Here is a 25353-nt window from a genome sequence, read left to right on the forward strand (position 1 = left end):
AAAGAGTCCCTATTACAAAAAAGCCGTAAACAAAAAAGCTGTACTTAATCAATATTGAAAAAGTACAGCTTTTTATATTTCGGCCCTTGTGAGGTGATCCCATTGTTTAGTCAGGTTAATTGGAGCGTAAGGTGAAACCTCTGCTTTTGAGCGGAACAGATGAGATCCAGCAGGCGCCGCCGAGGGTGCTCACCCCCGCCCCGCAGAAAGCGAGCATCCTGGAGCGGAAATCAACCACTTGTTCCATAGCAGCAAAGTTTACGAAAACAGCCTTATAAAAAGAATGTTCCCCAAAGCAGATAAACATTCAGGATAGCGATTATAGCAGCCGTGAACCAGGCTAGCCATTTGATCCAGGGTTTATTGACGAACTCGCCCATTTTATTTTTATCACTGGTAAACATAACAAGAGGAATGACAGCAAAGGATAGCTGAAGTGATAAGATAACCTGGCTTAAGATTAAAAGCTGCCCTGTTCCCTTTTCACCAGAAATCAAAGTTACAATGACTGCCGGGATAATCGCTATCATCCTGGTGATTAAACGGCGCAGCCATGGCTTTAATTTAATATTGAGAAAACCCTCCATCACAATCTGGCCGGCAAGTGTGCCTGTCAAAGTGGAATTCTGGCCGGAAGCAAGCAGCGCCACCCCAAATAATATGGCTGCAATTCCAGTTCCAAGCAATGAATCCAATAAATGATAAGCATCCTGTATCTCGGCTACATCATGATGCCCTGTACTATGAAAGGCGGCAGCTGATAATATGAGGATGCTCGCATTTACAAATAGTGCAAGCATGAGGGCAATGGTAGAATCTATTGTTGCAAACCTGATGGCAGACCTCTTTCCCTCCTTTGTATTATCAAAATCCCTTGTCTGGACAATCGATGAATGAAGGTACAGATTGTGAGGCATAACAGTAGCTCCAAGAATTCCAAGAGCAATATATAGCATGGCCGGGTTTGAAACGATCTCTGAACTTGGTACAAATCCTGTTAAAACACCGCCCATATCAGGCTTAGATAAAAATAATTCAATGCCAAAACAGACGGCTATAGTGACGATTAAGGAAATAACAAAGGCCTCCATATACCTGAATCCTTTATTTTGGAGCAGCAGAATCAGCAGGATATCAAAGGCCGTAATGCACACACCGTACACGAGAGGAATTCCAAACAGCAAATTTAAAGCTATGGCAGCCCCTATTACTTCTGCCAGATCACAGGCAGCAATGGCAAGTTCGCATAATAGCCATAAAACAAAGGAAACCGGCTTGCTGAAATGGTCCCTGCACGCCTGTGCCAAATCCCTGCCGGATACTATTCCCAATTTAGCAGAAAGCCCCTGCAGAAGGATAGCCATTAAATTAGAAATTAAAATGACTGAAAGCAGGGAATATCCATAAGCTGATCCTCCTGCAATGGACGTTGCCCAATTCCCGGGATCCATATATCCCACTGCAACCAGGTAACCAGGTCCAATAAATCCGAGCAATTTCCTGAAAAAACTGCCAGTTTTTTTTATGGGTATCGTTTTATGGACTTCTTCAAGGCTGGCCCGTCTGTTTTCTTTTTTCCAGGCTTTTTCTACAATCCTCTCTGTACTGTTCATCCTTCATTCACTCCATCCCTGAATTAAGTTTCTCTTATAAATAAGTTTTGCACTAAGGAAACATTTTAGATAAAAATTTTTGCCTTTACTTATTTATATTCTACAATTTAAAAATGTTTCCTACAAGCAAAACTATTGGAGTGAGAAAATTCATCATAAAAACTAATATGCTTAATCTAAATGGTAAAAGCAGATAAAGATACCGGGCAGCCTTTTGGCTGCCCGGTGTACATACATATTCTAAAAAAGGTGAGATAAGTAATCAGATTTCCCTTTATTCAATAGTTGTCTCGTTAATTTCATATGCGCAAATAATTCGGAAACTGCTTCTGTAATAAACCAGCTTCCTCATTTGTCCGGCAGTATTGTCTTATAATGCATGTGCTTTTTTAATGTCAGAGCTGAGATTAATCCCTGATATTATAGGCTCTACGATATTGTTTGGGAGTCAGAGGATCTCCGCCAAGTGCTAAGGATGCTTCATTAGCCCAGTAGGGATTGCGCAGCATTCCCCGTCCCACTGCAACAAGATCTGCTTTGTTTTCTTTTATTGCCTCATTGCTGATTTCAATATCTTCCATTCTGCCTACTGCAATAACAGGGACCTTTAGCTGCTTACGGATTTCATCAGCCAGGTCCAACTGATAGGCCGGACCGGCTGATGCAGGCCCAGAAGTGCTTTCACCACCAGAAGAAACATGGAAAATATCCACTCCTGCCTCTTTATAACGTTCAGCAAGCTTAATGCTATATTCCAGGCCATATCCATCCTCTGCATATTCAATAGCGGAAATGCGCATAATAAGCGGCATGGATTCAGGCATAACACGCCGTGCAGCTTTAACGATTTCCTCGCCAAACAGGCCTCTGTCCTGGCCATAAATATCTTCTCTTTTATTTGTGCGAGGTGACTGGAATTGCTGAATTAAATAGCCATGGGCTGCATGGATTTCTATAACATCCACTCCTGCTTCAACAGCGCGCTTGAATGAAGCTTCGAATTTTTCTACCATTTCTTTTACTTCGTCTGTGCTCAACTCACGGGGCACTTTATATTTTTCAGAAAATCGGATGGCGGAAGAGGAAACTGGCTGTTCGGCATCTTCTGCTTTGCGGCCTGCATGTGCAATCTGAATGCCCACTTTCGCTCCGTAGCTTTGGCATGATTGAATGATTTTTTTAAAAGCCGGTATTTGTTCATCAGACCATAAGCCGAGATCGAAATCGGTAATTCTGCCATCAGGGTCTACATCTGTCATTTCCATGATGATAAGGCCTGCTCCCCCGATTGCACGGCTAGTGTAGTGGGAGTAATGCCACTCATTAGGTTTTCCGTCTTTCTCAGTTACAGAATACTGGCACATGGGAGGCATTACAATGCGGTTTTTCAACTGTAGATCTTTTAACTTAAATGTGTCTAATAAAGTTGTCATATACATCTTTCCTTCCTTTGCTCATATTCCCCTTTAATTGCATGGGATGTTCACATTTTTACCTCTAAAAAACACTGCAGTCAAACAAAACGGCTTGGCATCCAAATTTAATTACCATAATTTTTTTCCACAGCTATTTTTGCCGCAGTCTGCAAACAATACTACTGATAATTCCCCCTGCTTTAGACAGTATACTTTTTAGCACTATGTAAAATAAAAGTGCGTACTTCTCATGTGAAGTATCACGCGTTACACTTACAACTATTCCGCAAATAGATTTTTAAAGACCTAATAAGAGGAGTGTTATAAATGGAACTTCAATTAGCATTAGACTTAGTAAATATTGAGGAAGCAAAACAATTAATAAAAGAGGTAGAAGAACATATAGATATCGTTGAAATCGGTACGCCTGTTGTAATCAACGAAGGATTAAGGGCAGTAAAGGAAATTAAAGAAGCTTTTCCTTCATTGAAGGTTTTGGCTGACTTAAAAATCATGGATGCTGCCGGATATGAAGTTATGAAAGCATCTGAAGCAGGTGCTGATATCATTACAATCCTTGGTGCTGCGGAAAATGAATCGATCAAGGGCGCAGTGGCAGAAGCAAAAAAACAAGGCAAAAAAATCCTTGTTGATATGATTGCCGTAAAAGACATAGAAACACGCGCTAAAGAGCTTGATGAGCTTGGTGCAGATTATATCTGTGTTCATACAGGGTACGACCTTCAGGCAGTCGGCCAGAACTCATTTAAGGATCTAATGGCAATCAAACGTGTTGTCAAGAATGCTAAAACAGCTGTTGCAGGAGGAATTAAACTAGAAACGCTTCCTGAAGTCCTCAATGCACAGCCTGATCTTGTCATTGTAGGCGGCGGCATCACTGGACAGGATAACAAAAAAGCAGCTGCAGCAAAAATGCAGGAATTAGTAAAAAAAGCTTAAACGATAACCATGGCTGCAGATGCAGCTTCAATAATAAACAAGACAGGAGTGTCTATATGGCGTCATTAAAAGGTAAAACAGCATTAATAACTGGGGCAGGACGGGGAATCGGCCGTGCTGCTGCTATTGCTCTTGCAAAAGAAGGTGTTAATATCGGCATGATTGGCACGACAATGAGCAATCTTGAAAATACAGGATCAGAGCTTGAGCAGTATGGGGTTGAATATTCTGCCGCAGTAGCAGATGTTACTGACCTTGTGTCAGTAACTTCCGCTGTGGAACATATCAAAAATGATATCGGCTCCATTGATATCCTGATTAATAATGCCGGAATTGCAAAATTCGGCGGATTCCTTGAATTATCAGCTGAAGAATGGGAACGCATCATTCAGGTGAATGTAATGGGTGTTTACAACGTTACCAGAGCAGTACTGCCCGGCTTAATTGAACAAAAATCAGGAGATATTATAAATATTTCTTCATCTGCCGGCCAAAAAGGAGCACCAGTGACAAGTGCCTATAGTGCATCGAAATTTGCTGTATTAGGACTGACTGAGTCGCTTATGCTTGAGGTCAGGAAACATAACATACGTGTCAGTGCCTTGACTCCAAGCACAGTAGCAACAGATCTTGCCATCGAAACAAACCTGACAGACGGAAATCCTGAAAAAGTCATGCAGCCTGAAGACCTGGCTGAATTCATTGTGTCACAGTTGAAACTCAATTCTCGTGTATTTATAAAAACTGCAGGTATGTGGTCTACAAATCCTTAAGCGCAAGAATTGACTTTAAAAAAATTCAGCAAAAATTTGGGATACTATTTGTCCTGAAAACCAAAACGGCTATTCAAATGAATAGCCGTTTTTATTTATTTGATCCTCCAGGATACCGTAACTCCTGCATTTATCATACAAACTGGTTTTGCCGATTTTCAGCAGTCTGCTGGCCTTGAGTTTATTGCCCCCTGCAAGCTTCAAGGCTTGCATGATAGCTTTTTTTTCTGCAGCAGCAACTGTTTCTTTAAGCGGCAGCACATCCTGTAGTAATGGCATGGCTGAAGCATACTGCCCGTTGTCCATTACGTACAGTTCTGGATCCTGAAGATATAATGGCAAATGCTCATGGCGAATTTCCTGCCCATCCAAAATGTTGATTGCTCTTTCAAGCACATTTTCCAATTCCCTGATATTACCTGGCCAGTTGTGGTTTTCAAGCAAAGCAATCACTTCTGCTGAGACAGAAATTTCTGGCCGGCCAAAATTTTTTTGAAGTTTTTTCAAAAGAATATCTCCAATCTTCCAGATATCCTCCCTCCTCTCCCTTAAAGGGGGGATCTCCACTCTCAATACATTCAGCCTGTAATAAAGATCTTTTCTGAATTCACCGCTTTCTACCATCTTATCAAGATCGCGATGGGTAGCAGCAATAATGCGGACATCTACTGTTTTCGGAACATTCCCGCCCAGTCTCTCAATTTCTTTTTCCTGCAATACCCTTAAAAGCTTGCTTTGCATTGGCAGCGGCATATCGCCGATTTCATCAAGAAAAACAGTTCCTAAATGCCCCTGCTCAAACTTCCCTTTTTTGCCGCCTTTTTTTGCGCCTGTAAAAGCTCCCTCTTCATATCCGAAAAGCTCTGATTCCAAAAGATGCTCTGGAATTGATGCACAGTTCATCCGAATGAATGGGTACCTTGATCTGGCACTGTTCTGGTGGATGGCGTGTGCAAACAGCTCCTTCCCAGTACCAGACTCACCGAGAATTAAGATGGACGAGCTGCTGCAGGATCCTTTTTCAGCAAGTTTTTTCGCTTCAATGAATTGAAGGTTTGATCCAATCAGGTCCTTGAACGTATATTTGCTTTGCAATTCTTTTTCCAGCCTATTTTTGTAATAATGCAGCTCCTCCAATAGGGGCTGAATCTTCCTTGAGTAATCCAGCCACTCCTGCGGATTTCTGAACATAACAGTACCGACCGAGCCTACCAGTTCATCATCAACTACCAGCGGATAACGATTGGCAATCATTTCACTCCCTTTAATTGCCTGTACCGCTGATAATTCCGCAATTCCCGTATTAGCGACGATGTGCATCCTCGAGTTTTCTATTACATCCTGGACGTGGCGTCCTATTGCTTCCTCCTCGCGTATCCCGAGAAATTCACAATAGGCACTGTCCATATACCGAATGTATCCAGTCCGGTCTACTACTACTAGCCTTTCCGCCACTAAATGGACGACTTCTCTGATCCATTCTGCCGGAAGTATTTCAATGCCAACCTTCATGATAAACTTCATCCTTTATCCATAAAATGATATAAGTGTATTCATTATAACAAAATATGGAGCCATACCATCGTTAATATCAAAAAATTCAATTAATTTTAAGCGGTTTACAGCAGGATAACTATTGAATGGTATATCCACCGTCCAAAACGGCAGCCTGCCCTGTAATTCCCCTTGCTTTATCACTTGCTAAAAAAATGGCATAATCTGCAATTTCTGATACTTCTATCAATCTTTTTTGAGGCACTAAAGGAAAAATCACTTCTTCAAGCACTTTACCGGCATCCACATTTCTTGTTGATGCCAAATCCTTCAATTGATTGCGGACAAGAGGGGTATCTACATAACCCGGGCAAATTGCGTTGACAGTTATTCCATGGTCTGCCCCTTCTAGGGCTGCAACCTTTGTTAATCCGATTACACCATGTTTCGCGCTATTATATGCAGCTTTCCCGGCAAAACCGACTAATCCATTAATCGACGCCATATTCAGGATCCTTCCAAACTTCTGCTCTTTCATGATAGGGAAAGCATGCTTGATTGCCATAAAAGGGGCCGTAAGCATAACGCTTATCAGTTTTTCAAAAGTCTCAGTGGGAAATTCCTCGATTGGTGAAACATGCTGTAAGCCAGCGTTGTTAATCAAAATATCCAGTTTTCCGAATCTGTCAATCGCTGATTGAATTCCTTCCTTTATATCATTTTCATTGGCCACATTACAGGTAAGTGCCATCGTTTCATGTCCCTTTTCCTGAAGTTCCAAAGAGGCCTGAACGCTTGCCTCCTCATTTAAATCCGCTAGTATGACACTTGCCCCTTCTTTGGCAAAGGCCTGTGCCATTGCCAGCCCTATTCCGCTTCCTGCTCCTGTTATAAATGCCACTTTGTTTTTTAAAGAATTCACCTTCATGCCTCCGCCTATGCTCCCCTGCCATTTTCTGCAGCGGGCTTAATGTATTTGTGGAATTACATGATTCCAGTCAAGCTGTAAAGACCAATAATCAAAAACACGGTCACTGTTTTTAAAATGGTGATCGCAAAAATATCTTTGTAGGATTGCCTGTGAGTCAGACCTGTCACAGCGAGCAATGTTATGACAGCACCGTTATGAGGCAGTGTATCCATCCCGCCTGATGCCATAGAAATAACTCTATGCATCACTTCTGGAGGAATTCCGTATTTAGCCATTGCGGCAACATACTTTTCAGACATTGCACTAAGTGCGATTCCCATTCCGCCTGAAGCAGAACCGGTTACGCCCGCTAATGCTGTGGTCGTAACTGCACCATTCACTAATGGATTGGTAAACGTTTCTGATATCCCTTTGCTGACTGCCCCGAAGCCTGGCAAAGAAGAAATCACTCCTCCAAACCCATATTCAGCTCCCGTATTCATAACCGCAAGCAGGGCACCGCTGATACTCATGTTTAAACCGCTCTGGAAATTCGCCCTGATTTTTTTCCAATCATACAATATGGCCCCTACAATTCCGATAGCAAGTGCCAGCTCTACCGACCATACTGCAGCAACAGCTGACGTCTCCACTTTACCGAATAATGGAAGATTTATTTTGGTGAAATCAAAGCCTTGCGGATACCATTTTGGAATATATATAGTGAAAACTTTATTCATCACACCTACAAGCACGAGCGGAACAAAAGCAAGTATTTGCCTTCCGGCAGACAGTGTCCCTGGAGAAAGAACATGATCCGGCTCATTTAGGACTTCTTTTTGTGCTTCGGCTGCAGCAGCTGAGGCATCGAATCCATAATAGCCTTCTCCAGCTCTCTGAGCCTTCTTCTTCCTGTATTCCAGATAGAGCAGGCCGACAATTAAAATAAATACGCCTCCTGCAGTTCCGAGGATAGGTGCAGCATAAATGTCTGTTTTAAAGAATGTAGTTGGAATGACATTCTGGATCTGCGGTGTACCAGGAAGAGCATCCATCGTGAAAGTGAATGCGCCTAAAGCAATGGTTCCGGGAATCAGCCGCTTCGGAATATTCGCTTCCCTGAATAAGTTTGCTGCAAAAGGATATACAGCAAACACAACAACAAACAAGCTGACTCCGCTGTAGGTTAATATGGCGCCAAGGAGGACAATGGCCAGTATAGCGCGCTTGGCTCCCACCAATTTAATGATAGTCTTAGCAATTGTTTTGGCAATGCCGGACATTTCTACAACTTTTCCGAAGATGGCACCGAGCAGGAATACAGGAAAATAAAGCTTAATGAATCCGACCATTTTCTCCATGAATACATTAGAAAAAAACGGAAGGACATAATCAGGATTCGTCAGTAAAACCGCGAATAGCGCACAAATCGGAGCAAAAAGAATGACCGAAAACCCTCTGTAAGCTACAAACATAAGCAAAGCTAATGCTAAAAGAATGACAACTAACTCCATATAGTTCCTCCTTCTCCAACTTTTATAGAAAGCGTTTTCATAAAATATGATAAAATTGCATAGGCTATTTCCCTGTCCTCCCTCCATTTCATGTCAGGCTTTGTTATGTTTTAAATCATGAGATTCGCTTATTGGCGCTGTGGCCCGGCAAACACACCCGGATTGAAACTCTCTTTAAGCGAAAATCAGCTGGCTAGTTAACAAAGCCGATTTTTAAAGGATAACACTATTATAACTTGCAAGTTTCATGCCAACTTTTGCGTACCTGAAAATGGAGACAAATAAACCGTCTGTGAATGGAGTTTCCGCAATTCCGGAAAATATCAGTGTGAAAAATTTTCCGGAATTATGGAACTTTCCGTTTTTGTGGAACAAGAAATAATTGCTGAAACCATAATATGCAAAAAAAGCCTGCATGCAAGCTCTGAAGCCGCACACAAGCACATTGTCTAAAAGTGTATATTCTTATTTTCCCAGTCAGGATAAAGATCAGTTCTGCGGTCACGCCATGTAGTAACGGAACCTCTTTCACGGACTCTATACAGCAGTTCTAAATCCAGGTCTGCAGTTACGATCATATCATAATTCATTTCGCCCTCAGCTAAAATCCCGCCCGGAGGAAAAGGTATATCATTAGGAGTCAAAATTGCGGCACTTCCGAAATTCGCTCTCATAAAGTCAACTGTAGGAAGCGATCCAATGGTTCCTGCTCCTACTACATAAACTTGGTTTTCAATGGCACGGGCATGGCTGGTGAAGCGTACACGGTGAAACCCATGCCTGTCATCTGTACAGGACGGACAAAAAATTACATCTGCCCCTTCTGCCCTGGCCATCCTCACAATTTCCGGAAACTCGATGTCATAGCAGGTAATGATAGCGATTCTTCCCTTTTCGGTATCAAAAACCCGCAGCTTCTCCCCAGGATCCATATTCCATTCTTCGGTCTCTGTGGGGGTCATATGCAGCTTGGCCTGTTCCTCAATACGTCCGTCCGGGTAGAATAGATGGGCGGTATTGTACAATTTCCCTTCCTTTTGAATAACATGCGTACCCCCGATGATATGCATCTGATAGTCGCCTGCTAGCCGAATAAATAGGCTTTTATATTGCTCTGTAAAACCCGGCAGTTCATTTATCGTAAGCGAAGTGCCATCTTCGCTGCCGATGGAAAGGAGCTGAGTTGTGAAAAATTCCGGAAATAAAACAAACTCCGAACCAAATTCTTCAGCAGTTTTTATATAATGTTCGCACTGTCTTGCGAACTCTTCAAAGGATGAAATGGTATGCAGATGATACTGCACGGCAGAAACACGCAATTTCATTGTACTCCCCCTATGCATTTTTTTGCAGGAGGGATTCACAAACATGCCCTCATGCAGCAAGTAAACAATCTAGAAAGTAATATATACCATCACTGCCTTAGCTGTAAAGCAATACATTTAGCAGAGGTGAAAAATTCAAAGCAATGCACTTTTATTCCCCTATTTGCCGCATAACTGGACTCGGGTTTTAAAGGGCAGAAAATCCCCGATGTTCAAGGGAATAAAGGGAATCGCAAAAAAAGTCATATAGGCTTTTTTCAGATCTCATAAATGAAAATTGCCAATTTCTATAGAGGGCATCGAGAAGGAAACACATAAGCATGCCAGAGCAGGCACAGCTTTTCTTTAAATGAAAAAGGGATTGCCCCTGTTCAAAAAGGATGCTTGTGTATTGATTAAGAAGAGGCCTTTCTGCATTTCTGCTGCATCTTTTATGTGCTTTAAATTGAACATACAATGCTGGACCTTTAACGGTTTCAAGGCTGAATTCGTAAGCAGCAAATTCCTGGATAAGTTTAATCCTGCGATTTCTGAAAGATATAAATTCAAAGATCTTTTTTTCTTTTACAGCTGCATCTTCTTCCATGCAGGCTTCATGCAGACATACTCTCTCCTTTATTTTCAAATCAATGGCATCCAGATAAATAGGATAACGAAATCCAGCCCATGTATCAGGAAATCGGGCCTCGCCCAATAAAAACTGATAGCCGCGGAACAGCTCCTGCATTAAACGCGGGTACAGGCAGTCTATTACGGGATAATGATCTGTCGATACAATAGCAGTTGGATAATCACGGTAAAAAATTAAGTCGTCTCCGCTGAATTGGGGATTCCAGGGAAAGAAGGTTATGTTGTCATCCAGGTTATCAGGATGATTCCAAAGATAAACTTTTTCCTTATCATAGATAGCAAATGCAACAGGCTCAAAGCCGTTCCATAATCCGTTAAAGTCCGTCTTTTCCACCATTTCGTCAACTTGCTTCCGCAAGTCCTCAATCTGCTGCATGTTTTTACACCGCTCCCTCATATAAAGAACACTATTTTATTCACTTGCCCGGATCACTTACTTCAATCACAATAGTGTAAATCTAACACAAATGTCTGAATTTTTAAATTAAAACACCATGCATTTCCTCTCAATTTTTTCGACATAAACCTCCACTGTAAGCGATACGTTTTTTTTATTACGCTGCTTCTTTACCTGCCGCATTGATTTAACATCTGCTGCAGGAGTCCATGCAGTCCCTAAGGCTTATGCGAGGGGTACCGGTATTATCCATTCCCCATAAAAATGATGAATGATCAGCAAAATCTTTTTGACATTCCTGTAAAAAAAAACTGCAATCCAAATGGAATGCTGTTTAAATGGTCTATGCACGCTGAAATTGTACACGGTGAAGCTTTGCAAAGATCCCTCCTTGCTGAAGCAGTTCCTCATGGCCGCCCTGCTCAGCAATGCCCTCTTCTGTAACAACCACAATTCGGTCAGCATTCCTGATCGTTGCCAATCGGTGGGCTATTACCAGGGTCGTCCTGTTCTTGGCAAGCTCGGATAGCGCATTCTGGATGATCATTTCAGTTTCCGTATCAAGAGCAGATGTAGCTTCATCCAGAATCAAGATGGGCGGATTTTTCAAGAACATTCTAGCAATTGCAATTCTTTGCTTTTGCCCTCCAGAAAGCTTTAGGCCCCGTTCGCCGATTTGAGTTTCATAGCCTTCCGGAAGACCTTCTATGAAACTCTCCAGATGGGCCCGCCGTGCTGCTTCTTCTATTTGTTCCGTGGTAGCATCAAGCATTCCGTATCCAATATTTTCTCTTAGCGTGCCGGTAAAAAGAAAAACATCCTGCTGGACAATGCCAATCTGTGAACGAAGAGATTTTTTGGACATATCCCTTATATCAATACCATCGATGGATATACTGCCTTCATCTACATCGTAGAAGCGGGGAATCAGGGAGCAAATAGTCGTTTTCCCTGCTCCTGAAGGTCCAACAAAAGCAACCGTTTCTCCAGCGGATATGGTTAAATCAATGCCATTTAAAATCCTTTTGCCAGCGTCATAGCCGAATGCTACAGAATGGAAATCAATATCGCCGTGAAGCGAAACCATTTCAATTGCATCCAGTTTATCTTCAACATCAGGATGGATGTCAATCATTTCTGTAAATCTCTTGAAACCTGCCATGCCTTTTGGGTAAAGCTCCATTAAGGCATTAATTTTATCGATAGGCTTAAATAAAACATTTACATAAAGAACAAAACTCACAAGCTCGCCGCTGGTAAGCCGGTCTTTATAGCAGAGCCATGCACCATATATCAAAACCGCAATCGTCATAAAACGAGTCATCATATAAATGGCCGATGCGGTATAACTCATTGTTTTGTAAGCACGAAGCTTTGCATTGCGAAAATTTTTGTTATTTAATGAAAATCTGTTAATCTCAAATTTTTCATTTGTGAAAGATTGCACCACACGAATGCCGGATACACTGTCTTCAACCCGGGCGTTCACTTCAGCGATTTGTGTGTACATGTTTTTCCATGCTTTATTCATACTTAAATTACTGAAAATGATCAATGCAATCAAAAAGGGAGTGATAGCAATCGCCAGCACCGCCATTTTCACATTTACAGCCAGCATGATGAAGAATGCCCCAATAAATGTCATAACCGCTATGAACATGTCCTCAGGGCCATGGTGCGCCAATTCGCCGATGTCTAAAAGATCATTCGTTATCCGGCTCATGATATGCCCTGTTTTGGTATTGTCAAAAAAACGGAAGGACTGCTTTTGGACATGCTGAAAAAGCTGCTGCCTCATATCAGTTTCAATATTGATTCCGAGCTTATGGCCGAGATAATTTACAATGTACTGAAGCAATGTGCTCAATATATACAATAGAAGCAATCCGGCGCTTACAGAAACAATCGACCCCCAATCCCCTCCTGGGAGCAGATCATCAATAAACCACTGTACTGCCAGCGGAAAGGCTAGCTCCAATAGGGCGACGATGACAGCGCTGCTAAAGTCCAGCAAAAATAATTTTTTATGCGGAAGATAATAGGAATAAAAACGACGAATCATGGTGTTTCTCCTTTTATTGGTTAATGCATAGATACTAGGATTATATATGCATCTCGCTAAACATTCAATATTTTCTGAAAATAATTATGATTTCAGGACCAAAATATTTTGCTTTATGTAGGCATCATTTTGCGGAAATTCCAAGCCCAATCTCCAAAAAGTCGTACCTGCTATTTCGTATTCATCCATAAGCTGATATTTAGCCGTTATGCTTCTGATATCTTCATACCAGACATCATGCTGCTTTTTCTTGGGCCAATATTGATACCAGGGTGATGCTGCCTTCAAGTCAAAATGAATATCGCTTTTCTCTTCAATCGCCCGGTTTTGGGCGCGAAGCACAGAGCTTGCTGCAGTTTTGTTGCTTGGCACCTCCCAATCATAGCTGTATAGCGGGAGGGCAGTCATAATTTTTCTCGCTGGAATCTTAGAAACCGCATAGTCAAGAACATCTTTCATCCACCAAATCGGTGATATTGGATTAGGCGGTCCTGTCGGGTACCCATAATCAATGGTCATTACAGCAGTAATATCAGCTATTTTCCCAATCCCCTTATAATCATGTCCCCCAACAATCCGGTTATTCGGGAGATCTTCCGTTTTGGCATGAACATTTACCTGCAAAACCAGGCGGCCTAACGCCTTTTTCAGTTCCCTTAGCAGCAAAACATAATTTGCCCGGCTCGCAGGAGGAACGAATTCAATATCCATGCTTACCCCGGCATAGCCTTTTTCCGCCACATATGACATGATGCTCCTCACCAGACGCTGCCGGTACTCTGTATTATCCAGCACGCCTCCTGCAAGTTCCGGGCTGAATTCATCATTAAGAAAGTTTCTGATCATCAAAAGCGGCATGACACCAAGCTGTTTGCTTTTCGCAATCATTGAGCTGTCATCGCCAATGACATAAACATATCCCTCTTTAGTAAAGGAATAAGCGACGATAGCAAGATAGGTGAGCTGCTCTGCAGACTTTTCAAGTGCCGAAAAAACCTCGCCTCCGGTTGCAGGAAATGAAAATGAAAGAGTTTTAAGGCGAAGCTTATACCGGGTTGGAATCTTCAGCAGCTGCCCTATTTTTAAAACATCAGGCTTTAACCCTGGATTGGCTTTAAGGATGGCAGGAATTTTCACATCGAACCTTGCCGCAATTTCCCCAAGGAAATCTCCCTGCTTCACTTTATATATTCGATTCTCCACTTTTGATGCAGGGATATATAAGGCAAGTCCCGGGACAATTTCATCTCCGGATGGCAAGCCATTCAATGCCCTGATTTCCGCAATTTCTCTCCGATATTTTTTTGCGATTTCAAACAAAGTATCACCCGCTTTAACAACATGGATTCCCAAAGTATCACCTCCTGGCAATAGGTATTATTTAAGTTTATGGATAAAGTGGCCAGGGGTATGACAATAACTTGGATTAAGCGGGGGGATCATATTACAGTGGTAAATTTGAAATGCTTCGGGGCTGACTATTAACCGCTGAAATCTCCGTTCTTATGTTTCTTTATTGCTTTGTTATTTGTATCTATTTATCCGCAGGAATCTGCTTCTTGACACGAATCAAGAAAGACTGTATCTCTTTAAAAAAGCAATTATGCACACTTAAGGCATAATTGCTCAATTTCTGGCATTAGGTTGTTGCTTCTTGTTAAAGCATTTCTTTAATATCGTAAAATTTGCCATTTTGAAGCTGTGTCCATTGAAGCAGGTCCATGACTTTTTCGGCTACAAGGGCAGGTGTCCTTAGCATGCCGCTTTCTTTATAATCCTTGAAACGGGAGGACTCTGCGAAATCGGTCTCGTCAGCTTCACGAATGTTCGCCTGCATTTCTGTATCCATAATGCCTGGCGAAAAGGATATCAGGATGGTTGGATGCTGCTCTCCAGATTGTTCTAATGCTGCAGTTCTTGTAAACATTTCAAGTCCAGCCTTCGTGCTGCAATATGCTGACCAGCCATGATAAGGATTTTTGGCAGCTCCGGATGAGATATTCATAATGATTTTTTTGATATCCATATGTCTCGTTCTATTTAGAAAACTATTTGAAAGAATAACAGGAGCGAGGAAATTCACCTTCATGCTGAGCTCCATTTTTTCCTGCTCCAAAAATCCTGCAGGTTTGATCGGGTTTACAATGCCTGCATTATTAATTAAATATAACTCCTTTGTATTGCCCACTTCAGAAAAAACGATGTCCATGAGTGCTTCCAGCTTTTCCGTCTCTTTCAGATCAGCAGCTATGTACGTAATCTTCGTTGCTTTTTGTCTGGCTTTTTGTTCTAAATCCAAATTGTTTGTCCGAGATATTAAAATGCAATGATTGCCCTCATTGAAGCATTGCTCTGCGATAGCAGCTCCCAGGCCTTTTGAAGCGCCGGTAATGATATAGGTTTTCATAGACATATCCCCCGCCTTTCACTTTTTTATCAGCTGAATCTTTCCTTCATGCTTCAATGGTAACATTAACGTTCCCTTAATGTAAAAAATTCATTAGCTCTAGGCAAAAAAACCTCCCTGGATCACCGTCCAGAGAGGTTATCTATGACTATATGTTAACGCCCTTCATTGTTGCCTCAGGGTAACGCTGTCCTGCTGCAGCTCCCTTTGGGGCAGCTTCACCTATGGCATCAAGCTCCGCATTGCTTAGCTTGATATTAACAGCTTCAACATTTTCCTTTAAGTATTTTCTTCTTTTCGTTCCCGGAATCGGAACAATATGCTCGCCTTGCGCAAGGATCCAGGCCAATGCTAGCTGTGAAGCTTCACAGCCTTTGTCATTGGCAATGTCCTGGATTTTTTTCACTAAGCTAATATTTTTGTTGAAATTTTCGCCTTGAAACCTTGGTGAAAATCTGCGATAATCATCTTCAGCCAAATCTTCAAACTTTTGGATCTGTCCTGTCAGGAAGCCGCGTCCGAGCGGGCTGTATGGAACAAATCCAATGCCGAGCTCCATGACGGCCGGTAAAATTTCGTCTTCAACATCTCTGCTCCATAATGAGTATTCTGTCTGCAAAACAGAAATTGGATGAATTTTATGGGCTCTGCGAATGGTTTCAGCAGCAGCTTCAGACATGCCGATATAGCGGATTTTTCCCGCCTTGACCAAATCGGACATCGCACCGATTGTTTCTTCTATCGGCGTATCAGGATCTACGCGATGCTGATAATACAAATCAATATAATCAACACCAAGGCGTTTTAGACTGGCATCACAAGCCTGTTTTACGTATTCCGGCCTTCCGTTTACACCTAAAAAGCTGCCATCCGCCCCCCGGACATTCCCAAATTTTGTCGCAAGAATCACATCATTACGGCGATCCTTAATGGCTCGGCCGACAAGTTCTTCATTTTTCCCTACCCCATACATATCTGCAGTATCCAAAAAATTAACTCCGAGCTCCAGTGCATACTGAATGGTGGCAATGGATTCATCGTCATTTCTGTCTGCATAAAAGTCAGACATACCCATACATCCTAGTCCTAACGAAGAAACCTCTAAGCCTTTTGAACCCAGTTTGCGTTTTTCCATGATACGATCCCCTTTCCTATAGCCCAATTTGATAATCCTTTTTCAATGATTCACTTATTGCCATTTGAAGCTTTCTGAATGTAAAGTTTCTGGCATGTCAGCTAAGAATAGCCTGTGATTTATTAAATATGTGTTCCTTGCTTCAGTTCAAGAAAGACTGCGGCAAGATCCATTTTTCCTTTGCCATTTTCCTTAGCAGATGCATACACTTTATCTGCAGCCTTAGCGAGCGGGAGCCCTATATGGTTCTTTTCTGCTTCATCTGTTATTAGCCCTAAATCCTTAGACATAAGTTCAAGCATGAATGCAGCAGGAAAATCTTCCTTCAAAAAAGATTCTTTTTTCATTTGGAAAATCGGGGTATTAACAGCAGATTCTGAAATCATCTCTATGACATCATTTTTGCTTAAACCAGCACTTTCAGCAAGCAGCATGGCTTCAGAAATCCCCTGTACGGCCACACCCAGGAGCAGGTTAATGGATAGTTTGGCGGCACTGCCTTTGCCATTTTCCCCAAAGAAAATGGTTCTTTTTCCCAATACATCAAATATATACTGGACTTGCTCTACATCTTGTTTGTCGCCGCCTGCCAGGATCAATAACGTACCATCTTCTGCCGGCTTGACAGATCCTGATACAGGCGCATCGATAAAATGGGCACCTGCCTTCCGGACCTTTTCAGAAAACACTATTGAATCTTCCGGGCTCACGGTACTCATATCAATTACAATCTTATTAGAATTTAGGCCGGCAAGCATGCCTTTTTCTCCTTCTAATACCTCTTGAACAGCTGATGCATTTGCAAGCATGGTAATAATAATGTCAGATTGTTCAGCTGTTTCTTTTGCTGATGACAATGCTTTTGCACCCTCTTTTGAAAGTGCTTCTGCTTTTTCAGCAGTCCTATTATAGGCAAAAAGCTCAAATCCTGCTTTTAATAAATTTTTTGCCATGGGCATTCCCATGCTTCCAAGTCCTATCCAGCCAATTTTTTTCATATAATTACCTCCTACGAATTATCATCTGTTATTTACAGCCAAAAAACATATGTAAAAAAAGTTTATTTTCTGTCTTATTCACCATAATGAATAGGCAAGCTTACAAAGTCAAAGCATTTGCTTTATTTTTTTGGCTCTTTTCTTATAGATGTCGTTTTTTAATTTATTATGTGAGGCGTTCCCATTGTCAAGTCAGGTTGATTGGAGCGTAAGGTGAGACACTCCTGGGGATGAGCAGAACGGGTGAGACCTAAGCAGGCCCAGCCGAGGAGGCTTACCGGCTTGCGTGGAAAGCGAGCATCCAGAAGAGGAAATCAACCACCTTGTTTCATAGCAGCAAAATTTAAGAAAACAGCCATTTTTTCAAAATGAATAAAACACAGTTTCACTTCAAACAATAGTTATATGTCTTTATAGGGAGCTGTTCATTATGGATCAAAAACGAATCAAGCAAATATTATCTTCTTCTGCAGAAATTAATGTTCATTATCATGGTGTTTCAGTATGGATTGACGGAATCAGCGAAGATGGAAATACGGCAACAGTCCATTTAAGAGGACCTGGAGGAGAAAAATCGGATGTGGCCATTTCCGAATTAGAAGAAATATGACGAGTGCCATCATCCTGGTATACAGGATGGTGGATTTATTATACAGGAACTCTTCTTATAAACATCAAAAAAAGCCAAACCGCGGACGATTTGGCTTTCCTTACACTACTAAAATATTATTTTCCGATGAACTGTTGAGTCCAGTAGTTTCCGGATGCAACATATCCAACTCCGATGTGAGTGAAGTTAGCGTTTAGGATGTTAGCACGGTGGCCTTCGCTGTTCATCCAAGCTGTTACAACTTCTTTAGGAGTAGGCTGTCCCATAGCGATGTTTTCTCCGGCATATTTATAGCTGATACCGAATTTCTTCATCATGTCGAAAGGAGATCCATAAGTTGGGCTGTTATGATCAAAGTAATTTTTATCTTTCATATCCTGAGACTTCAATCTAGCAGTCTTGCTAAGCTCTGTATCTACTGCAAGCGGTTTTAATCCTTGCTTTGTACGTTCTGCATTTGTAAGATCTACTACTTCTTTTTCATACTGGCTTAAAGAAGAAGAATCAGAAGAAGATGCAGGCTTTGCTGCTTCCTGCTTTGGAGCTGCTTGCTGTGCTGGAGCTGCCTGTTTAGCAGGAGCCGCTTGCTGTGCTTTTGGTGCTTGTGGTGCTTGTGGTGCCTGCTGTGCTTGTGGTGCAGCATTTGCTGGCATCTGTACATTGTATTGTTTCATATACTGATTTAATATTTTTTGGATGTCCTGCTGATTAGTAACCTGGAATGAAACCGGTTTGGCTTGCGGACAAGGCTGAGTAGCGGCACTAGCTTGGTTAAAGCCTGCTCCCGATAGGATTACTGCTGCTGCAGCTGCTGCTGAGAAAATCATTTTCTTTTTCATGTATATTTTCCTCCCCGTTAATTCTTTGGTTTGTTTGTTTCTTGCACAGTTATCGTAACATGCGTTTTTTGTAATAAAACGACCGTTTTTTTCCATTGCAAAAACAAATATACCAAATCGGAGAGCGGAAAGTGCTAACTTTCTGTTTTTCTAGAAGCAAGAGTTAACCTAGCAAGCTTCCAGCCAGTTCCTCTAGCAATCTAATTCATTCACTATTTTTTCTTCAATTGGTAAAACACTAAAACTATTGCCATCTTTTCACCAGAAACTCAGGATTGACAGTTTTTTAACGTCCATGTTTTCTGTAATATAGTTTACTTTTTTGTTACAATACCTTAATTTGATGTAACGGAAAAAAGCCCCCGTTAAAGGACTCTTCATTACACTCTGTATATTTTATCTCTTTTAGATGATGCTCTTATTTTTTCATTTTATTGCGTTTAATGTTTTTTGTTCTAGAGGATACAGGCCTTGTTTTCATCATGGAAAATGGAGCCCTAATCAACACATCTTTTATATCGCTTAAAAACATAGGAGAAACTGGATTAAGATAGGAAGTGCCTAAATTCGTAATGCGTGACATATGTATAAGAACGATGGCAACACCCACTACAATCCCATAGTTTCCCCATATCCCTGCAAGAAGGATGATTCCAAACCTGATCAGACGGATTGCACCGCTCATTATATAACTGGGGACAACAAAAGATGAAATGGCTGATATTGCAACAACCACAATTAATATATTGCTTGTAAAACCTGCATCCACAGCAGATTGCCCGATAACAATACCGCCAACAATGCCTATAGTCTGGCCTATTTTGGTAGGAAGCCGGGCGCCTGCCTCTCTCAATAATTCTATTGTCACCTCCATTATGATCGCTTCAAGAAGCGGAGGAAAAGGAACGCGGCTCCTCGATTCAATCAGGGTCAGCAGCAAATCGTGCGGAATCATTTCATAATGATAGGTGGTAATGGAAACATAAAAAGCTGTAAATAAAACTGTAATTAAAAAAGCTATATAGCGCAGGAGCCTTAAAAAGGAAGCCTGGGTCCATCTTTGATAATAATCATCAGGCGAATTAAAGAAATCAAAAAAACTGGTTGGGGCGACAATGACAGAAGGGCTTCCTTCCATTAAGATAACTATCTTTCCAGCAATTAATTTAGAAGCCGCGCTGTCTGGCCTTTCGGTTGTCAGGTATTGAGGGAAAACAGAATAAGGATTTTCGTCAATCATTTGTGACAGCATGTTAGAGTCATGAATCCCGTCGATTTCTATGTTAAGGAGCCTCTTTTTAAGCAGCTCGACAAATTCCATATTCACAATATCCTCTATATAGGCAACATACACATCGGTTTTTGAAATCTCTCCTACCTGCAATTTAACAATCTTTAGATGAGAGCTTTTCACCCGCCTGCGGAGAAGCCCTAAGCTTTTTCCAGGGGACTCATTAAACGCTTCGTGTGGGCCCGTAATAACCGTTTCTGTTCCTGATTCATTTACAGGGCGTGTTTCCGGCCCAAATATATTTACACTATAGGCTTTTCCTCCATGAAAAATAGCAGCATTTCCATTTAAGATGTCTTTATATAATTCACTTGTTTGTGTTATTTCTTTATACCTTGTATCCTTAAGGGCTTTTTCAATCGAATCCTGCGAACCATAGTCGAAGATGTCTGTAAGATATTCTTTGATCTTTGTTTCATTGCCAATATTATCGATATATACATATTCGAGATTGCCTTGCAGAACGGAAACTGTTTTTAAATCTGCACAATCTTTAAATTCAAGTAATGTTTCTTCCATAGAAGGAGCCTTATTTCGGGTTTGTTTCGCGTCAGCTTGAATTTTGCCTTTCTGCTTAAAGAGATCCATTTCCTCCTCTCCTTTCTTCCTTTATTTTATTTTCCCATAATCCTTGATCATGATTTGAACGTGAAATACGACATTCGTTTTTGGAAAAACCTTTCTCCAATCCATGTTTTTCCATTCCCTATACGTCATGCTGTTTTTAACATACCTGCCTATACCCAGGCTATCTGTGGAATATTTCTTTGTTTTTTCAGCAATTTTGACCATGTCTTTTTCAATTTGTTTTGCCATTTCTGCTTCAAGATAGGTTCTGTCTTTTTCACTGCTTAAGTCTTTTTTTCCCAAATACTCAATAACCGACCCTTTTAATTTAATAGAAATATGAACTGTAAAACGTTCTGCAGATTTTGTCCGTACCACTTTGGCTTTTTTATAGCTTTTGATTATTCTCATTGCTGCAAACTCTGCCTGGGAATTTTCAGATCCTGGTATTTCTATATTAATCTGGCCTGCATGGATCCGGTCTGTGAGTATGGTAAAGGTAATCCCTTGAGAATGCTTAAGACTCGTGATATACCTGTCACCGCGGAACAATGCTATTCCATCTGAATCAATTGAGCTGTTTTTTTTGACAAGTATCGGCATAACAGGATCAATTCCATCTTCATAATAGTCCCTGGCAAATTTATATAGTGTGACTTCAGGGATGACATTGTTTTTCACCCCTTTTTCAAGAAGCTTATCAAGATAAGAGAATGTCCCGCTTCCGGTTTTAAAATCAGAAGACATCAATTCATACGCATTTTGTTTTACTAGAGCCAGCTTTACCCTTTGGCTGACAGAAGGTTCTCTCTCAAGAGTATCCAAATGTTTCCAAATTGATTGTTCAACAACATCTTTTCCTATCAGTGCAGTCCGCAGCTGGCCGCTGACTAAATTCCACTCAGTCTGTGAAGTCAGCAGGGATCTGGCTTCTTTACTGCTTCTGGCGACAGCCTCCAGGTTTATTTGTGAGGAACTGCCGCCTTTCATAATCGGTATGGCTATTCCGACATGTATTGGCTGTATATCAGATCCCGGATGTTTTTTAGCCAAATCATACGAAACCGCCTGAACCAGCCCCTGCTCCTCCAATATCTTCTGGTCGCTGCAGCCGGTCAGAAAAAGGGCTGCTAATGTGACGATTATCCGTTTATCCATAATGATTCCTCTTTCTTTTCCTGTATAAAAGGAGGGAAATTCCTAAAAGAGGCAGCAGGAAGCTGACAGCCGCTTCTATATTTGAAAGCTTCATGAGCCATGCATCCACATCATCCATGGTCTGAAAATAAAATGCTACAATAAAGGTAAAAGCTACAATTACAAAAGAAATTCTTTTTTCGCTTGTTTTCTTGAACACCCTTTTTGCACATTCCTTAGCTCCCCAGTAATACATGACAGAGGTAATCAGCACTTTAAAGAAGAAAAGTGCGAAAAGCAGATTTTCAATCCTCTGGACAAATGGCAATTCGACATTTGACAATAAGTCCATAAAAGGAAACAACAAAACCTTTAAATATGTATAGCCAAAAAAACCATAACAAACAACGCTTATAATTCCATAAATAATAGTTGTCACTAAGTTGCCAAGTATAAGTGAACGGACCAATTTGCTTTCTTTATTGACGAATGGGAAAAATAAAAGGGAAAGCTCATAACCCAGGAATGAAGCAAACACTGAAATACTCCCCTTTGCCCAATGGCCGCCATCCTTAAAGAGAAATGGAGTGAACCTTAAAAAATCCATTTCCTGAAACGGATACACAAGAAGAACGAGCATCCAAATGGTTATGAAAAAAATAATGGTAGCAATTTTCGAAATATTATATAAGCCTTTTATCACCAGCAGATACGCCAGAACAGCAAAGGCAAATTTAAGCAGCATGGGAGATGTCGTTGGAAAGGTAATCATTTGAAATATCATGATATATTGCTTGCCGATCACGCAGCCATACAAGGACCAAATGACTGCCAATATTAAAAATAGAAATGTAGACAAAAAACGTGGCAATGAATTTTCAAGTGTACTTAGAAAGTCACCATCTGAAAGTTTATAACAGGCACCTATCAGCAAAATGCCCAGCAAAACTACGAAAAAAATAAGGAATATCGCAATCCATCCATTGGATCCGAATTCTCTGGCAAGCATTCCCGGAAGTGAAAAAATGGTGACACCAAACTGGATGGTATATATAAAAATAACCAGATGGATATGATGCAGCTTCTCTTTCATTCCAATCACCCTAATCTTTCTTTTCCTTGAGAAGTCTGTAATCTTGTTTGATTTTTATAGTATTTTTCCCTGCTGCAAAACTTACTCGAGGGAATTAATGACACTATCCCAGTTCTAACGGAAAGCGTCATAACATAAAAAAAGGCCTGCTGCTATGGATCTATCATCCATAGCAGCAGGCCTTACAATTTCCTATTCATTCGCCAATATCTGGATCTGGTGGCTATTTACTATTCAGACAAAATGGCATGAAGCAAAATGGCCATTGCCATGATCTTTATATTGAGGAACCTCTTTGGCACAGATTTCCTCTGCTAGCGGGCATCTTGTCCTGAATTTGCAGCCGGATGGGGGGTCAACAGGACTTGGGATGTCTCCTTTTAAAATGATGCGTTCCCGTTTTATTGCAGGATCAGGAACTGGTACGGCAGACAGCAAGGCTTTTGTATAAGGATGAAGCGGATTTGAGAATAATTCCTCTTTTGTGCCAAACTCAACGATATTCCCCAAGTACATAATGGCAATTTTAGTGCAAAGGTGTTCGACTACACTTAAATCATGGGAAATAAAAAGGTATGACAAGCCTTGTTTTTGTTTTAAGTCACTGAATAAATTGATAATTTGCGCCTGGATGGAAACGTCCAATGCTGCAACAGGTTCATCCATGACGATGAACTCCGGATTCAGGGCCATGGCTCTTGCAATGACAATCCTTTGTCTTTGTCCCCCGGAAAATTCATGAGGATATCTGTCTATTTGATATGGAGACAGGCCGCATATTTCCATTACTTGAAGCACCTTGGCCCGCACATCTTTTTTTGTTGCAAGACCATGCTCTATCATTGCTTCGCCAATGGCATCTCCTACACGGATTCTCGGATTTAATGAGCTAAAAGGATCCTGGAAAATCAGCTGTGTTTGAACACGCAGGCTCTTAAGCTCCTTTTTGGAAAGTGAAAACACATCCTTTCCTTTATACTTCACGTCACCCTCTGTTTTATCATGAAGACGGAGAATGGTTTTCCCTATAGTCGACTTCCCGCTTCCCGATTCCCCTACAAGGCCGAATACGTCGCCTTTTTCTATTGTAAAACTGACTCCGTCTACTGCTTTAACAGGCAGGGCTGATTTATTAAACAATCCTTTAGAAGATGAGTAATACTTTTTTAGATTGGTAACCTCTAGCAGGGATTCAGCCATGATTTTCATTCCCTTCATACAGCCAGCACGCAGCTTTATGATTTGACGATAATTCCTTGAAAGAAGGCTGATTCAGGCGGCAGATGTCCATGGTATGCTCGCAGCGGTCAGCGAAGTAGCATTCTTCTTTTAGGTCTACTAAATTAGGCACCTGGCCAGCGATCGTAAACAAACGCTCTTTTCTTTCGCCAATTACCGGTTTTGCCTTTAATAATCCTTTTGTGTATGGATGCTTTGGATTTTTAAAAATATCCATCACGCTTCCTTCTTCCACTACCTTCCCAGCATACATGACCACCACATAATCCGCCATTTCAGCAACCACGCCTAAATCATGGGTAATCATCAGCAGGGAAGTTTGGAATTTTTCTTTGATGCCGCGGAGAATGTCTAAAATCTGGGCCTGAATCGTCACATCAAGAGCTGTTGTTGGTTCATCCGCAATAATCAGCTGAGGATCGCAGCTGATTGCGATTGCAATCATGATTCTTTGCAGCATGCCTCCGCTCAGTTCATGAGGGTGCATATTGATTATTTTTTCAGGATTAGGAATCCCCATTAAACTAATAAGTTCCATGGCCCGTTTATATGCGTCCTTTTTGCTTAGCAAAAGGTGCTCCTGAAGCGGTTCAATCATCTGCTCTCCAATTGTAAAAACAGGATTCAGTGACGTCATTGGCTCCTGAAAGATCATGCCTATTTCGTTTCCTCTGATTCGCCTGATTTCTTTTTTATTGAGCTTTAATAAATTTCTTCCTTTAAAATAAACTTCTCCTCCTGCAATGTTCCCATTTTCCGGTATAAGCTGCATTAAGGATAGGGATGTGATGCTTTTGCCGCATCCGGATTCACCGACAAGACAAACCGTCTCACCCTTGCGGATAGAAAAGCTGACATCATTCACAGCCCTTACTGTGCCGCCTTCTGTATCAAAATTAGTATGCAGTCCGTTCACTTCCAATAACATTTCTTCCATTCCATTT

General features: G+C 41.3%; 21 protein-coding genes. 3 read left to right on the forward strand and 18 right to left on the reverse strand.

Annotated features, from left to right (window positions below; translation table 11 throughout):
- Positions 1 to 272: 272 nt before the first annotated feature.
- Positions 273 to 1613, reverse strand: a complete 1341-nt coding sequence (locus BIV59_RS02145) for an Nramp family divalent metal transporter (protein ID WP_071349791.1) — start codon at positions 1611 to 1613, stop codon at positions 273 to 275.
- A 407-nt stretch (positions 1614 to 2020) separates the two neighbouring features.
- Positions 2021 to 3046 carry an NADH:flavin oxidoreductase/NADH oxidase gene (locus BIV59_RS02150; RefSeq protein WP_071349837.1) on the reverse strand — a complete coding sequence of 342 codons (1026 nt, stop codon included), beginning with the start codon at positions 3044 to 3046 and terminating at the stop codon, positions 2021 to 2023.
- 309 nt (positions 3047 to 3355) lie between these two features.
- On the opposite strand from BIV59_RS02150, the gene hxlA reads away from it, so the two are divergent.
- Complete coding sequence (gene hxlA, locus BIV59_RS02155; protein ID WP_071349792.1) at positions 3356 to 3988, forward strand: 3-hexulose-6-phosphate synthase; 633 nt, start codon at positions 3356 to 3358, stop codon at positions 3986 to 3988.
- 56 nt (positions 3989 to 4044) lie between these two features.
- On the forward strand, positions 4045 to 4761 hold the full coding sequence (locus BIV59_RS02160; protein WP_071349793.1) for a 3-ketoacyl-ACP reductase: 717 nt from the start codon (positions 4045 to 4047) through the stop codon (positions 4759 to 4761).
- A 69-nt stretch (positions 4762 to 4830) separates the two neighbouring features.
- Here the strand turns inward: BIV59_RS02160 and BIV59_RS02165 are convergent, their stop codons facing one another.
- The 10 genes from BIV59_RS02165 to BIV59_RS02215 form a co-directional block, all read right to left on the reverse strand.
- Positions 4831 to 6273, reverse strand: coding sequence for a sigma-54 interaction domain-containing protein (locus BIV59_RS02165; protein ID WP_071349794.1), 1443 nt, complete (start codon positions 6271 to 6273; stop codon positions 4831 to 4833).
- A 121-nt stretch (positions 6274 to 6394) separates the two neighbouring features.
- Positions 6395 to 7114, reverse strand: coding sequence for a 3-hydroxybutyrate dehydrogenase (locus BIV59_RS02170; RefSeq protein WP_481747409.1), 720 nt, complete (start codon positions 7112 to 7114; stop codon positions 6395 to 6397).
- Positions 7115 to 7239: 125 nt separating this feature from the next.
- Positions 7240 to 8679: a GntP family permease gene (locus tag BIV59_RS02175; RefSeq protein ID WP_071349796.1), complete on the reverse strand. Its 1440-nt coding sequence runs from the start codon at positions 8677 to 8679 to the stop codon at positions 7240 to 7242.
- A gap of 449 nt (positions 8680 to 9128) precedes the next feature.
- Positions 9129 to 10004, reverse strand: coding sequence for a carbon-nitrogen hydrolase family protein (locus BIV59_RS02185; protein WP_071349798.1), 876 nt, complete (start codon positions 10002 to 10004; stop codon positions 9129 to 9131).
- 187 nt (positions 10005 to 10191) lie between these two features.
- Positions 10192 to 11010 (reverse strand): hypothetical protein, encoded by an 819-nt coding sequence (locus tag BIV59_RS02190; RefSeq protein ID WP_071349799.1) that lies wholly within the window; start codon positions 11008 to 11010, stop codon positions 10192 to 10194.
- Positions 11011 to 11374: 364 nt separating this feature from the next.
- Positions 11375 to 13093 (reverse strand): ABC transporter ATP-binding protein, encoded by a 1719-nt coding sequence (locus BIV59_RS02195; RefSeq protein WP_071349800.1) that lies wholly within the window; start codon positions 13091 to 13093, stop codon positions 11375 to 11377.
- Positions 13094 to 13177: 84 nt separating this feature from the next.
- A complete protein-coding gene (locus BIV59_RS02200) occupies positions 13178 to 14446 on the reverse strand; it encodes a glycoside hydrolase family 18 protein (protein WP_071349801.1) in 1269 nt (422 codons plus the stop codon).
- Between the two features lie 304 nt (positions 14447 to 14750).
- Positions 14751 to 15506, reverse strand: a complete 756-nt coding sequence (locus BIV59_RS02205) for a (S)-benzoin forming benzil reductase (RefSeq protein WP_083392004.1) — start codon at positions 15504 to 15506, stop codon at positions 14751 to 14753.
- A 142-nt stretch (positions 15507 to 15648) separates the two neighbouring features.
- Positions 15649 to 16635, reverse strand: coding sequence for an aldo/keto reductase (locus BIV59_RS02210; RefSeq protein WP_071349803.1), 987 nt, complete (start codon positions 16633 to 16635; stop codon positions 15649 to 15651).
- A gap of 122 nt (positions 16636 to 16757) precedes the next feature.
- Positions 16758 to 17633: an NAD(P)-dependent oxidoreductase gene (locus BIV59_RS02215; protein ID WP_071349804.1), complete on the reverse strand. Its 876-nt coding sequence runs from the start codon at positions 17631 to 17633 to the stop codon at positions 16758 to 16760.
- Positions 17634 to 18063: 430 nt separating this feature from the next.
- On the opposite strand from BIV59_RS02215, the gene BIV59_RS02220 reads away from it, so the two are divergent.
- Positions 18064 to 18243, forward strand: a complete 180-nt coding sequence (locus BIV59_RS02220; RefSeq protein WP_071349805.1) for an H-type small acid-soluble spore protein — start codon at positions 18064 to 18066, stop codon at positions 18241 to 18243.
- Positions 18244 to 18359: 116 nt separating this feature from the next.
- Here BIV59_RS02220 and BIV59_RS02225 read toward each other — a convergent pair whose 3' ends face one another.
- The 6 genes from BIV59_RS02225 to BIV59_RS02250 all read right to left on the reverse strand — a co-directional run bounded on the left by BIV59_RS02225 (position 18360) and on the right by BIV59_RS02250 (position 25346).
- Entirely contained in the window at positions 18360 to 19082 is a 723-nt protein-coding gene (locus tag BIV59_RS02225; protein WP_071349806.1) for a CAP domain-containing protein, read from the reverse strand.
- A 418-nt stretch (positions 19083 to 19500) separates the two neighbouring features.
- Positions 19501 to 20961 (reverse strand): spore germination protein, encoded by a 1461-nt coding sequence (locus BIV59_RS02230; protein ID WP_083392005.1) that lies wholly within the window; start codon positions 20959 to 20961, stop codon positions 19501 to 19503.
- Positions 20962 to 20982: 21 nt separating this feature from the next.
- Positions 20983 to 22098: a Ger(x)C family spore germination protein gene (locus tag BIV59_RS02235; RefSeq protein WP_071349807.1), complete on the reverse strand. Its 1116-nt coding sequence runs from the start codon at positions 22096 to 22098 to the stop codon at positions 20983 to 20985.
- Positions 22091 to 23170, reverse strand: coding sequence for a GerAB/ArcD/ProY family transporter (locus BIV59_RS02240; RefSeq protein ID WP_071349808.1), 1080 nt, complete (start codon positions 23168 to 23170; stop codon positions 22091 to 22093). Before BIV59_RS02240 ends, BIV59_RS02235 begins: the two co-directional genes overlap by 8 nt.
- A 234-nt stretch (positions 23171 to 23404) precedes the next feature.
- On the reverse strand, positions 23405 to 24370 hold the full coding sequence (locus tag BIV59_RS02245) for an ABC transporter ATP-binding protein (RefSeq protein WP_071349809.1): 966 nt from the start codon (positions 24368 to 24370) through the stop codon (positions 23405 to 23407).
- Entirely contained in the window at positions 24363 to 25346 is a 984-nt protein-coding gene (locus BIV59_RS02250; RefSeq protein ID WP_071349810.1) for an ABC transporter ATP-binding protein, read from the reverse strand. The genes BIV59_RS02245 and BIV59_RS02250 overlap by 8 nt, the downstream gene beginning before the upstream one ends.
- Positions 25347 to 25353: the final 7 nt, after the last annotated feature.

It is taken from the genome of Bacillus sp. MUM 13 (assembly GCF_001866725.1).
Taxonomy (GTDB): domain Bacteria; phylum Bacillota; class Bacilli; order Bacillales; family DSM-1321; genus Peribacillus.